Source organism: Lacrimispora sphenoides JCM 1415 (genome assembly GCF_900105615.1).
GTDB classification, from domain to species: domain Bacteria; phylum Bacillota; class Clostridia; order Lachnospirales; family Lachnospiraceae; genus Lacrimispora; species Lacrimispora sphenoides.
Genome location: NZ_LT630003.1, coordinates 790,666 through 804,184 on the forward strand (window position 1 = coordinate 790,666; position 13,519 = coordinate 804,184).

Below are 13,519 nucleotides of genomic sequence, written 5' to 3' on the forward strand. Positions count from 1 at the left end.
GGGCTGCTGCAGAATGTGAAATCGGCAGCAGTCCCATTAATTCTGTAAAGAAAGGCGGACCAGATGAAACTACAGATGTTTAATAAAGTACAGTTGTATCAGATGAACACGGTTGTCGTGGGAACCGGAGCAGCCGGATTTAATGCGGCAGATCAGCTGTGGGCTTTAGGCCAGAAAGATATTGCGATTGTGACCGATCATGTGGGAGCGGGAACCTCCCGCAACACCGGTTCTGATAAACAGACCTATTATAAGCTGACGCTTTGCGGGAACGATCCTGACAGCGTGGGAGATATGGCAGAGACGCTGTTCAGCGGCCAGTGTATGGACGGCGACATTGCCTTGTGTGAAGCGGCATTATCTGCCAGATGTTTTCTAAAGCTTGTTAACCTCGGCGTGAACTTCCCCCAGAACAAGTGGGGGGAATTCGTTGGTTACAAGACGGACCATGATCCCAGGTGCCGTGCTACAAGTGTAGGCCCATACACTTCAAAACAGATGACAGAGTGCCTGGAACAGGCAGTCAGGGAAAAGAATATTAAGATTTTTGACAGGATGCAGGTAATTAAGATTCTTTCCGATGGAGAAAGGGTGTATGGACTGCTTTGTCTGAATTTGAGCTGTCCGGATGATGAAGAAAGACGTTTTGTACTTTTTTCCTGTAAAAATATTGTGTTTGCCACTGGCGGGCCGGCCGGGATGTATGCGGACAGCGTGTATCCGGCCGGACATTATGGATCCAGCGGTCTGGCATTTGAGGCGGGGGCGAAAGGGAAAAATCTGACAGAATGGCAGTATGGGATAGCGTCCATTCATCCGCGGTGGAACGTATCGGGAACCTATATGCAGGTGCTTCCCCGTTTCTTTTCTACGGATGAAAATGGAAATGATGAGCGTGAGTTTTTAATGGATTTCTTTGAAAACAGGGATTCTATGCTCAGCAGTATTTTTCTTAAAGGATATCAATGGCCTTTTGACGTAAGAAAGCTTTCCGGAGGAAGTTCGATCATTGATATTCTGGTATATATGGAAAGAAGCAGAGGCAGACGGATATTTCTTGATTTTCGCGAGAATCCCGGCAGGGAACCGGTGAATTTTGAAAATCTGGATCAGGAGGCCTTTGAATATTTAAACAGGGCAGGCGCATGTTATGGGACACCGATCGAGAGATTAAGCCATATGAATATGCCGGCGGTGGAATTTTATCTTGGAAGAGGAGTAGATTTAAGGACAGAGCCTCTTGAGATTGCAGTGTGTGCTCAGCACAATAATGGAGGTTTAGCAGCTGATGCATGGTGGCATACGGATGTGGAGGGACTTTTTGCGGCCGGCGAGGTCTGCGGTAGCCATGGTGTCTACCGCCCGGGCGGAAGCGCTTTGAATTCCGGCCAGGTCGGCTCAGCAAGAGCTGCGCAGTACATAGCAGCCAGGAGACAGGGAGAGCCTGATAATACGGGTGAAAGTTTTGAAGAAATTGCCGGAAAAGCGGTATATGATGCGGAAAAGATGGTATCGCAGGTTACGGGTAAAAAAGATGGGCGAATCGCAGTGAGAGAGCTTTGGAACCGGGCAGCCGTCCGCATGAGCCGGTTCGGAGCGGCCATACGGAATCCCGAAAAGATTGAACTGGCCATAAAGGAGGTTCAGGAGGAGCTTTCGCATTTAGGTGATTTCGCCTGGGTGGAAGGCGGGAAGGAACTCTGGCGCGCCTTTCGGCTGAGAGATATGCTTATCAGCCAGTTTGTGTATCTCTCTGCTATGAAAGATTATGTTGATCATCAAGGAAGAAGCAGAGGCAGCGCTCTTTACACGGATCTTAGCGGACAAAAGCCAGATCCGAGGCTGCTGGAAGAATTTACATTCTGCCTTGATGACGGCAGCAGTGCAGGTTTGATACAGGAAGCTTCTTATAGAAATGGTAAGGTTCAATTTGAATGGAGAAAGGTAAGAACGATTCCTGAAGATGATAACTTCTTTGAGAATGTGTGGAGGCAGTTCAGAGAAAATCAAAATATTTATTAGTAATATATTATTATATATCAGGTGCCTGGCCCTGTACAACCATTATAGGAAGCAAAATGCTCTGATAACGATGGCTGTACGGGGTTTAGTCATTTAAATGGCCAATCATTCGGGGGCACTCACAATTTTAAAATTATCGTAATAGTTGGCCTTCTGATCACTGTAAATTTACTTATTACTTTTCACAGTTTCCATTCCTTCTTTTAACATTTTTTGAATGCTCTGATTATGGGCTCGACGTATTCTCTTTAGACTGTATAAAGTATCGGGATCATTATCTATCACATTTACCCCAAATTTACAAGTCAGAGTCGCTTTAAAACCTAGTTTTTTAATGATAGTTTCTATTTTATCGTTATATCTGCCATATGGATAGGTAAACGTATTTGGACTACTGCCTGTAACAGACAAAATTTCTTCCTGCAGCTTATTTAAATCATTTGATAAAAATTCTTCATAGTTCTCTAATGATTCATTATCTAATTGGCAGCATCCATAGCGTCCTTTAGAAATTTTATGTAAGTTGTAGGAATGGCTTTGTATTTCAACAAGTCCAGATTGCTGCATTTCTTTTATTTCATCCCATGTTACATGAGAATATTCAATATTTTCATCGCATACTTTTGAAAAATCATCGACGCTTTTTCCAATTACAGATAAAACTATTTTCATATTATATTCTTTTACCAGAGGATAAACATTTAAATAGGTACTAAGATACCCGTCATCAAAAGAAAGAATGACTGGATTCGGGGGTAATTCCTTTTTATCATGAACATATTCTATTAATTGTGTCATTGTTATAGTATTGTAATGATTTTCTTTTAAATACTTTAAATCACTTTCAAATTCATTGGGACTAATGACATCATTGCCAAAACCACTGTTTTTTACTTGATGATACATTATAATCGGAACTAAAATTCCATCAGCAGGTTGTACGGAAGAGACTACATAGATTCTATATATACTTTTAACGATGGAAATAGATAATAGGCTGAAAATTATGATAATTATTATATTTTTTAGAATACTTCTATCTTTTATTATTCGATCCATAATTTTGCCCCTATATGTTGTTATAACAATTGTATGCCAAAGATGTGAATTAATTCGTATTATTTCCTTAATAGATTGGCTGTGGAACACAGGTAAAAAAGAAGAATATGTGATTGTTAAAAAGAACCTTACCTGATATGCTTAAACTAAGCATGAATTATAGAGATCTTTCAAAGGCAACGAAAAATGCCATACCAGGGAGGGGAAATATGCATTCATTAGTTCATAAGCTGAATATCAGTCTTTTCAAGAAAATAATAACTATCTTTTTAATCGTTATAGCTCCAATTTTTATACTTGGAATTTATATCCGCAATTGGGGAGCCAACACGGTACGTGAAGAGCTGTCAAAATCATCAACTGCTCAGATTGAATTTTATTTAAGCCAGCTGGAAAAAGAAATTGAACGGCTTAAAATATTGCAATACACTTGTTTAAATGATGAGCATCTGAACCGTCTCGCAGTCCAGTATAGTATTATGAGTGATTATGAAATTGTCAGCAATATGAGACAGCTTCAGGCACGACTTATTACTATTGAGTATAGCAGCAGCTATGTTATAAATGTCAGCGCACATATATTTTCAATTAATAAAACAATTTCGTCTTCCAGGGGAGTAGATGATTTAGACGAAAGGGTATATGAACGCACACGGTCCGCAGCCGGGCTGGCGGGGGCCCAAATCGTCAGATATGAAGATGGTTTATATCTTACAACCGTTGATCCTTCTGACAAAACAGGTCGGATCAGTAACTATGTGATAGAGATAGAGCTGAATCAAGATGTTTTTAAAGAAGATTTAGAGCAGTTTAACATTTATCCTAACAGCGGATCGTTTTTGATAGATCTCACAAACTCCAATGAAATCGCCATGGCAAGTACAGGGAAACCCGTACAATCTCATGCGATTTTGGGCGATTTTAATGTAGTCGATAAAAGTGGCACTAATCTTAGTAATATAGAGGGATATCGCTGCTATTCCGTGTACACAAAGTCTAAGTATCTAAATATGCTGCTGCTCAGGTATTTACCTGAAAATCTGGTATTTACACCGATGAAAAATTTTACTAACTGGATATGGGTATTCATCATGGTATCAATAACCGTAATTATAATTTTTACATTATCCATGAACCGCTTTATAAATAAACCTATTAAAAAGTTGGTAGAGGTTTTCCGGCAGGTAGAAAAAGGGAACCTGCAGATAAGTTTGGACACAAATGATGTTGGATCTAAAGAATTTGCTTATTTGTATACCAGATTCAACAAAATGGTCGATAGCTTAAATATGTTAATTGATCAGGCCTATAAGCAGAAAATATTGACTCAGCGAGCTGAACTAAAGCAGCTTCAGGCACAAATCAAACCGCATTTTCTATATAACAGCTTTTTCATTATCAATACGATGGCTCAGATGGGGGACGAAAACCTGTTAGAGTTTACCAATCATTTAGGGGAATACTACCGCTATCTTACCAGGAATGCAGCAGACATAATCCCTCTTTGTGAAGAAGTTGAGCATGCACGCACTTATACCAGCATTTTATCCATGCGTTTTACAAAGAATCTTGATATTATATTCGGCTCCTGCCCTAAGGAATATGAACAATATCCCGTTCCCCGGCTCATTTTACAGCCCTTGATCGAGAATGCATTTGAACATGCGGTGGAAAAGCGGATGAAAGACCGGATCATTTCCATCTCTTTTGAAAATCATATTGACAGACTTCATATTATTGTTGAAGATAATGGAACCACTTTGACAGATGAAAAACTTTCAGAGCTGCAAAAAATGTTGATATCACAACCTGATGACGCAGAAGTAACGGCATTGCTTAACATTAACAGACGTTTACAATTGCAGTACGATGAAGTCAGCGGTGTGTTGCTTGATCGAAGTCTGTTGGGAGGACTTATGGTTGAACTGGTTTTAGGGCCTAGGAGGGAGTAAAATGTATCGACTTTTAATTGCAGATGATGAGGAGATTATTGTTAATGGGTTATATGACATCCTTTCCAGTCTTGAAAATCTGGAACTGGATGTATATAAAGCATATTCTGGCGAAGAAGCGATACAGTGGCTGGGACGTACAAGAATTGATATCGCTTTAACAGATATTAATATGCCAGAAATAGATGGCCTTCAGCTGCTGGATGAAATCAAAAAACGATGGCCATGGTGCCGCGTGATTTTCCTTACAGGGCATAGTGAATTTAACTATGCTTATAAGGCAATACAATATAGCAATGTAAAATACATATTGAAGACTGAGGGATATGGCAAGATCATAAAAACAGTGGAACGTGTGATCCAGGAGTTAAAAGATGAAAACCAGACAAATGAATTGATACAAAATGCCAAGGACCAGATAAATCTTGCTCAGGATTTATTTTGCCAGAAGTATTTTAATGCATTGCTTAATAATGATAATTCTTTAAAAATTAATGGGAAGGAATTTGAGAGGCTCTTTATCCATCTAAATGCAGATGAGCCTGTGATGCTGATTTTAGGCGAAATATTGATTTTACCTAAAACCATAGACTTCTGGGAGAAAAACCAGATTATGTATTCCATAAAGCAGCTGATAGTCAGATACTTTGCCATGCATATCAACAGCCTGGTAGTTCCGCTTAAGGATGAAAAAATAGCTGTTTTTGCTCAGCCCTCAAAAATACAATCATATCCGGATCAGCCCCATGACAGTATGAGCATATTTTTAAAAGGGACTTTGGAAATGGTTCAGTCAGCCTGCCGGGAAAGGCTGAATGCTCCTGTAAGTTTTGCTTTGGCTGAAAAGCCATGTAAATGGGAGGAAGTTGCAGAGAAATATGTAGCTCTCATTGATTTGCTCAATTACCAGGTTGGTCATGACATGGAAACAATCATTGATGAAAGGGAGTTTCGTAAACAGAGACAGACATTTACTCCGTCTTTTGAGGCCGATTCCAATACTGCCACCACCTTATTGCAGGGATTGTTGTTCCGCAAAGACTTAAGTAATCTGTATCATTCCATAGAAACCGGAGAAGAACAGGATTACTATGATTCTCTGCGAAGATGGCTCGAACCGCTTGGTGAAATACAGGACAAAAATAATGTGATCGCCTTAGAGGCATATCAGACGATCATAACATTCTTCCTTTCCTGTGTAAATCGTTTCCAGCTGGCGGATCGGTTTTCAGATTCCATTAATTTAAACTGGCTGTATAGCAGCGAAAATTATGCTACCTGGAAGGAGGCGGCGGAGCATCTTTTTGAATTATCTCATATGATTTTTAGCGTACAAAAAGAGGAGCAGAGCAAAAGGACTAATGATACTATTAATTTTGTGCGACGGCATATTGAAAATCATTTGTCTGAAGATTTATCGCTGACCAGTTTGTCTGAAAAGACTTATTTAAATCCATCCTATCTTTCACGGCTTTATCATCAGACGACCGGACATAAGCTTTCAACTTTTATTGAAAATTCACGAATAAAAAAAGCAAAAGAATTACTTGAAAATCCTTATGAAAAGATATATGAAATTGCAAAGAAGGTTGGATACGACACAGCAGCCTCTTTTACACGTTTTTTTAAAAAAGCAGAGGGAATCTCACCTCAGGAATACCGGGATTCATGTATTACAACGAAAAGGCTTAAAAACTAAAGATATGTTATAGATGTAAAAATATGTAAAGGCATTCGTTTATTATGGTAAATAGGTGTTAAGTAAATCAAAAAATGGTCATGGAAAATGTCCAAACAAATGTCTATAATAAGGAAAGGAGTTGGTTATAAAGTATAAAACAAGGAGGGCTATATGAGAAAACGTATTATTAGCACAGGTATATCTGCTGTATTGATTGGGGGGTTACTGCTTACTGCCTGCGGAGGCAACCGTTCGGAGGTTTCATCATCTTCTATAAGCGGATCAAAGGAAACAGGCTCTGCTGTTGAAGCAAACAGCTCCGTTTCGGCAGAAGAAGGGGATCCGTTTGGAAAATATGATCCATCTATTAAAATGACGTTTGCCCGTACGGTAGATAATGATCTGAATGATAACATACTGCCGAAAACTCCAGGGGAAACAATTGATAGCAACAGATGGTTGGATTTGTATTCAAAGGACTTAGGTATTGACATCAGCTATGCCTGGACTGTAAGAGGTGGTCTCAATGATGACGCTTATACACAGAAGTTAAATGTTACTATTGCATCCGGAGACTTACCAGATGTACTGATTGTAAACCGGACACAGTTGAAGCAATTGGCAGAATCAGATATGATCGTAGACATGACAGAGTATTATGACAAGTATGCCAGCGAACTGACAAGGGAAGTTTATAATTCAGAAGGTCCTGGAATCCTGGAGTCTGCTACGTTTAATGGCCGTTTAATGGCTGTGCCTTATGCAGATGCATCAGTGGAAAGTACACAATATCTATGGCTTCGTCAGGATTGGCTGGATAAGCTTAATCTGGAACCTCCCAAGACGATGCAGGATTTATTGAAAATTGCAAAAGCGTTCACAACCCTTGACCCTGATGGGAATGGCAAAGATGATACCTATGCAATGGCTATTACAAAAAATTTGTACAGCGGTGCCATGGGTACAGAGGGTTTTTTTGCAGGATATCATTCTTATCCGAATATGTGGGTGAAAACGGATGAAGGAACTTTAGCCTGGGGAAGCGTGCTTCCGGAAACAAAGGATGCATTACAGGCTTTGGCAGATATGTATGCGGCCGGAGAAATTGATCCGGAATTTGGAATCAAAGACGGCGCCAAGGTTGCAGAGATGATAGCGGCGGGAAAAATAGGTATTGATTTTGGTGAGCAGTGGAATCCGATGTATCCGCTTATCAGCAGCTATCAAAATGACCCGGAAGCGGACTGGGTTGGCTATCCGATCGTATCAATTGATGATACATTACCTAAAGTTCCGCAAAAGTTCCGTACTCAATGGTATTATGCTGTTCGCAAAGATTATGCGAACCCAGAAGCCGTAGTTAAATTGATTAATCTGCACCTTGAGAAAAACTGGGGTGAGAACAATGAATTTGATTACTATTATATGCCGGTTGAAAATGAAGCAGCAGGTGTATGGAAGTTCTCACCGGTTGCACCGGCTCCGACCAATAAGAATCTTGAGGCATTTAATGAGATTCAAAAAGCACGCAAGCTGGGAGATATGAGTATCCTGAAAGGTGAACCGGCTGTAATTCAGAAAAATCTGGAAGCTTATTATGGTGGTGATACCACTCAGTGGGGCTGGGAGAAAATATATGGGCCTACAGGAGTCTTTAATGCGCTGAATGGATATATTGAAAATGGACAGGTGATGAGAGAGGAGTTTGTAGGTGCACCTACGCCGACTATGGTAGATAAACAATCCTCTTTGCGTACCATGGAACTGGAGATGTTTGCCCGGATTATCATGGGTGATGTTTCCATAGATGAGTTTGATAAGTTCGTTGAAAACTGGAATGCTCTTGGTGGGGCTCAGATGACAAAGGAAGTTAACGAATGGTATCAGTCCGTTAAAAAATAAAAAATAAGTTAAGGGAGGAGAGGTTTAACAAAAAACTTTTCCTCTCGTTTTTTTTAAACAGGAAGTGAGGATGATATTTATGAAACGTGGACGAATGCGGGAACTGCCATTGCATCTAATGATTTTACCCAGTGTAATATTGCTCATTTGTTTCAGCTATTTACCGATGGGAGGAATTATTATTGCGTTCCAGAAGTTTGTGCCTGCCAAAGGGCTGTTTGGTGACCAGAAATGGATTGGATTTGACAACTTTATATATCTGTTCCGATTACCAAATTTCATGAGCGTACTTTGGAATACTCTCTTTATTGCCGTTATGAAGATTATTTTCGGACTTTTGATTCCGATTATAGTTGCGATTCTGATTAATGAGGTAAAAAGTAATACATTGAAACGGGGCATTCAGACGGCAATTTACTTGCCCCACTTCTTATCATGGGTAGTCTTAGGCGGTATATTTATAGACATACTTGCTCCTGGGGACGGTCTGATTAATCATGTGATAAAAGCTTTCGGTGGTCAGCCCATATTCTTTTTGGGTGATAATAAATGGTTTCCATTTACTTTGATAGTAACTGAGACATGGAAGTCATTTGGATATGGAACGATTGTATATTTGGCAGCAATAACGGGTATTGATTTAAGCCTATATGAAGCAGCACAGGTTGACGGGGCAAATCGTTGGAAGCAAATTTGGCATATCACCCTTCCGGGTATGCGAATGGTTATAGTTCTATTAATGGTGTTAAGCCTTGGAAATGTATTGAATGCAGGATTTGACCAGGTTTTCAATATGTATAGTCCGCCGGTATATGCAAGCGGAGATATTATTGATACATTTGTTTACCGGATTGGTATGTTGGAGGCACAATTTGGAGTTGCTACAGCGGTAGGTCTATTTAAATCAGTTATTTCACTGACTTTAATTTCGGTTTCATACTGGTTTGCTATTAAGTTTGCAGACTATCAGTTGTTTTAGGAAAGGAATCGTTTATGAAAAAGAATAAGAAGTTTAAGTGGTTTCCGGTATTAAATACTATTATCCTTATCATGCTTGCTTTGATCTGCGTGATACCGCTTGTTCATGTTGCTGCTGTTTCGTTCAGTTCCAGTGCAGCGGCCTCCGCCGGAGACGTATCATTATGGCCTAAGGATTTTACCACAAGTTCATACTCATTTGTTGCAAAGCGTCCTGCATTTTGGCGCTCAATGAAAGTCTCAGTTACACGAATTATTATGGGCGGGGGTTTAAGTATTTTACTTACAATTACGGCAGCGTATCCGTTGTCTCAGCCAAAGGCAAGCTTTCGGTTCAGAACAGTTTATGCATGGTTCTTTTTTATTACTATGATATTTAATGCCGGATTGATTCCTTGGTACATGGTAATAAGACAATTCGGCCTTTTGGATAGTATTTGGGCATTGATCCTTCCTGGCGCCGTACCTGTTTTCAGTGTTATCCTATTGCTCAATTTTTTCCGTGAAGTTCCAAGAGAACTTGCGGAGGCGGCATTTATTGATGGAGCCGGACATTGGCGCACTCTTTGGACAATATATGTACCCTTATCAAAACCTGCTCTTGCAACACTCTTGCTGTTTTCACTTGTAGCAAACTGGAATAGCTGGTTTGATGGCCTGATTCTCATGAACAATCCGGATAATTATCCATTACAGACATACATACAAACCATTGCGGTTCAGCGCTCATTCAGTATGATGACAAGAGAAGAAATCCAGCAAATGGCCACGATATCAGACAGAACCCTGCGGTCTGCACAAATATTTTTAGGCTCCTTACCCATTGTTATGGTATACCCTTTCCTGCAAAAGTATTTTGTGAAAGGCATCGTGTTAGGTGGAGTTAAGGGGTAATAAGGAAAAGGAGGGGGAATTGAAATGAAAAAACAGGTGTTTAATCCCTATCTGCCGTCATGGGAATACATTCCCGACGGCGAACCACATGTGTTTGAGGAGCGTGTATATGTGTACGGATCACATGACCGTTTCAATGGATTCGCATATTGCTTAAATGACTATGTTTGTTATTCTGCGCCGGTAGATGATTTGTGCGATTGGAAGTATGAAGGTGTTATCTATGAAAAGACGAACGATCCTTTCAATGCAGACGGCAGCATGTGTCTGTATGCACCGGATGTAGTCAGAGGACCGGATGGCAGATATTATCTGTATTATGTTTTGGATAAAGTTCCGGTTGTTTCTGTGGCGGTCAGTGAAACCCCTGCAGGAAAATACAGCTTTTACGGTTATGTGCGTGATATGAAGGGAACACGGCTGGGGGAAAGAGCCAATGATCAGCCGCAATTTGACCCTGCAGTTTTATTGGAGAGTGATAAAGTCTATTTGTATACAGGTTTTTGCGGCCCTGGAGACAAGTCACGCAAAGGTGCTATGGCGACAGTGCTTGCGGCGGATATGTTGACAATCATTGAGGAGCCGGTAATCATAGTGCCCGGAAATTGCTATGGCAGCGGAACTGGGTTTGAAGGACATGAGTTCTTTGAAGGACCATCCATCAGAAAACATGGAAATACATATTATTTCGTTTATTCTTCGAGTCGGATGCATGAATTATGCTATGCAGCCAGTAAGAGTCCGACAAAGGATTTTTCTTATGGAGGCGTAATTGTAAGCAATTGTGATGAGAATATTACAAATGGGAAGCCGGCTGGGATGCACACGTATGTTCCCGGAAACAATCATGGCGGCATGGCAGAAGTATTTGGTCAGTGGTATATTTTTTATCATAGACATACAAACGGAACAAATTTCAGCCGTCAGGGCTGTGCCGAACCGGTTCAGATTAAGGAGGACGGCTCAATGGAACAAGTTGAAATGACCTCGTGCGGATTAAATGGCGCCCCTCTGGTTGGAAAGGGAGAGTACTTTGCATACATTGCCTGTAATTTGTTTTCTAAAACAATGAAAAATGACCATCTGCTTCATCACGCTGGTTGGATTGACGGGAAATATCCCAGAATTACACAGGATGGTCGGGATGGCGATGAAGAGATAGGATATATCGCCAATATGCAGGATTCTACGATAGCCGGATTTAAGTATTTTGAGTGTAAGGGTATCACAAGGATTTCTCTTAAAACGAGAGGGTATGGAAACGGGTGCTTTGAAGTAAAAACTGCGTGGGATGGTGAAACCTTCGGGAAAATTCCGGTAGGGTATTCAAACGTCTGGGTTGTAAATTCTGCTGAAATCATGATTCCGGACGGAGTTCAGGCTTTGTTCTTCGAATTTAAAGGCGAGGGCGGAATCAGCTTAAGTTCATTCATCTTAGAATAATGAGAGTAAAAGGAGCGGGGTATGCAGAAATATGGTGAAACCATAGGACATAAAAGGGGAATGCATATCTGGTGGACTGATATCCCGGATCCGGATGTGATCCGGGTTGATGATACGTATTATATGACCAGCACTACCATGCACTTTACGCCAGGCTGTCCAATTATGAGATCTAAGGATCTGGTTCATTGGGATATTGTTAGTTATGTTTATGATATTCTGGAAACCAGCGATGAAATGGCTTTGAAAAATGGAAAGCATGATTACGGCAGAGGATCATGGGCGAGCTGTTTAAGGTACGCTAATCATACTTTTTATGTTGCATTCACAGCATACAATGCGAATAAAACATATATATTTCAGACAAAAGATATTGAAAGCAATCAATGGGACAGGTACACGCTTGAGGGCATTTACCATGATATGTCCCTGCTTTTTGATGAAGATGGTAAGGTTTATATGGTTTATGGGAGTGGAACGATACGGGTCATTGAATTAACATCAGATGCAAAGGCTGTTAAACCGAAAGGCATGGATAAAGTTGTGATTCCTAACGCTGATGTGGGTAGAGAAGGCGGCCTTCCGGCCGAAGGCTCTCACATATATAAATGGAATGGAATGTACTATATTTTCTTAATCGCATGGCCTCCCGCCCCTTTGTATTCGGGAAGGAGAATTCAAATATGTTATCGCTCAGATAGAATTGATGGTGAGTATGATGGAAAAGTGCTCCTCGATCATGATATGGGATTTCACAATAAAGGTGTTGCACAGGGAGGTATTTTTAATACCGGGACAGGAGAATGGTATTCCCTGATGTTTCAGGATCATGGTTCGGTGGGCAGGATTCCGGTTCTTGTCCCGTTCATCTGGGAAGAGGGGTGGCCTGTATTTGAAGCCTGTGGTAAGCTGCCCAATATAAATCATGTAAATACGGAAAGATTTACCAGCCTCAATATAGTAAAATCGGATGATTTTAATCAATTATCCTTATCTCTCCAGTGGCAGTGGAATCACAATCACGATGACAGATACTGGTCACTGAGAGAAAGGCCAGGCTGGCTCAAGTTGACCAATGGTACGCTTTGCCGCAACATATCCGATGCCCCTAATACATTGACACAACGAACCTTTGGCCCCATTTGTTCTGGCAGGGCTTTGCTTGATATATCAAATATGAAAAATGGTGATTTTGCAGGTTTGTGTGCTTTTCAGGATCAGTATGGTTATGTAGGAGTTAAGTTGGAGGTTGATGGAGCAAAAGTCATTATGGCAATGGCAGAACCGGAACCGTTTGAGCCTGATAATATGGAATATAAGACAGGAAAGCCAGAGGTAATTACAGAAAGCATACCTTTAAAACAGAAAGTAATATATCTTCGCATTGACTTTGACTTTCGTGACATGGCTGACACTGCTGATTTCTACTATAGCTTAGATGGCAGCAGATGGAGTGGGATTGGCAGGCAATTGAACATGTCATACAGATTAACACATTTTGTGGGCTATCGTTTCGCTTTGTTTAGTTATGCAACAAAAGAAAAAGGTGGTTCTGCCTGGTTTGATTATTTTAAGGTATGAGTAAACA

General features: G+C 40.6%; 9 protein-coding genes. 8 read left to right on the forward strand and 1 reads right to left on the reverse strand.

Features of this window, described 5'->3' with window-relative positions:
* Window positions 1-63: 63 nt before the first annotated feature.
* Window positions 64-2,022 (forward strand): FAD-dependent oxidoreductase, encoded by a 1,959-nt coding sequence (locus BMX69_RS03490; protein ID WP_100041568.1) that lies wholly within the window; start codon window positions 64-66, stop codon window positions 2,020-2,022.
* A 168-nt stretch (window positions 2,023-2,190) separates the two neighbouring features.
* Here BMX69_RS03490 and BMX69_RS03495 read toward each other — a convergent pair whose 3' ends face one another.
* Window positions 2,191-3,081 carry a polysaccharide deacetylase family protein gene (locus BMX69_RS03495; protein ID WP_100041569.1) on the reverse strand — a complete coding sequence of 297 codons (891 nt, stop codon included), beginning with the start codon at window positions 3,079-3,081 and terminating at the stop codon, window positions 2,191-2,193.
* Window positions 3,082-3,290: 209 nt separating this feature from the next.
* Between BMX69_RS03495 and BMX69_RS03500 the strand changes: the two genes are divergently transcribed.
* From BMX69_RS03500 to BMX69_RS03530, 7 genes are all read left to right on the forward strand, one after another.
* Window positions 3,291-5,033, forward strand: a complete 1,743-nt coding sequence (locus BMX69_RS03500) for a sensor histidine kinase (protein WP_100041570.1) — start codon at window positions 3,291-3,293, stop codon at window positions 5,031-5,033.
* 1 nt (window position 5,034) lies between these two features.
* A complete protein-coding gene (locus BMX69_RS03505; protein ID WP_100041571.1) occupies window positions 5,035-6,732 on the forward strand; it encodes a response regulator transcription factor in 1,698 nt (565 codons plus the stop codon).
* Window positions 6,733-6,885: 153 nt separating this feature from the next.
* Complete coding sequence (locus BMX69_RS03510) at window positions 6,886-8,616, forward strand: extracellular solute-binding protein (protein WP_100041572.1); 1,731 nt, start codon at window positions 6,886-6,888, stop codon at window positions 8,614-8,616.
* 79 nt (window positions 8,617-8,695) lie between these two features.
* Complete coding sequence (locus BMX69_RS03515) at window positions 8,696-9,595, forward strand: ABC transporter permease (RefSeq protein WP_100043759.1); 900 nt, start codon at window positions 8,696-8,698, stop codon at window positions 9,593-9,595.
* 14 nt (window positions 9,596-9,609) lie between these two features.
* A complete protein-coding gene (locus BMX69_RS03520) occupies window positions 9,610-10,488 on the forward strand; it encodes a carbohydrate ABC transporter permease (protein ID WP_100041573.1) in 879 nt (292 codons plus the stop codon).
* 24 nt (window positions 10,489-10,512) lie between these two features.
* Window positions 10,513-11,931, forward strand: coding sequence for a family 43 glycosylhydrolase (locus BMX69_RS03525; RefSeq protein ID WP_054789394.1), 1,419 nt, complete (start codon window positions 10,513-10,515; stop codon window positions 11,929-11,931).
* A 21-nt stretch (window positions 11,932-11,952) separates the two neighbouring features.
* Window positions 11,953-13,512 carry a glycoside hydrolase family 43 protein gene (locus BMX69_RS03530; protein WP_242941347.1) on the forward strand — a complete coding sequence of 520 codons (1,560 nt, stop codon included), beginning with the start codon at window positions 11,953-11,955 and terminating at the stop codon, window positions 13,510-13,512.
* Window positions 13,513-13,519 lie beyond the last annotated feature (7 nt).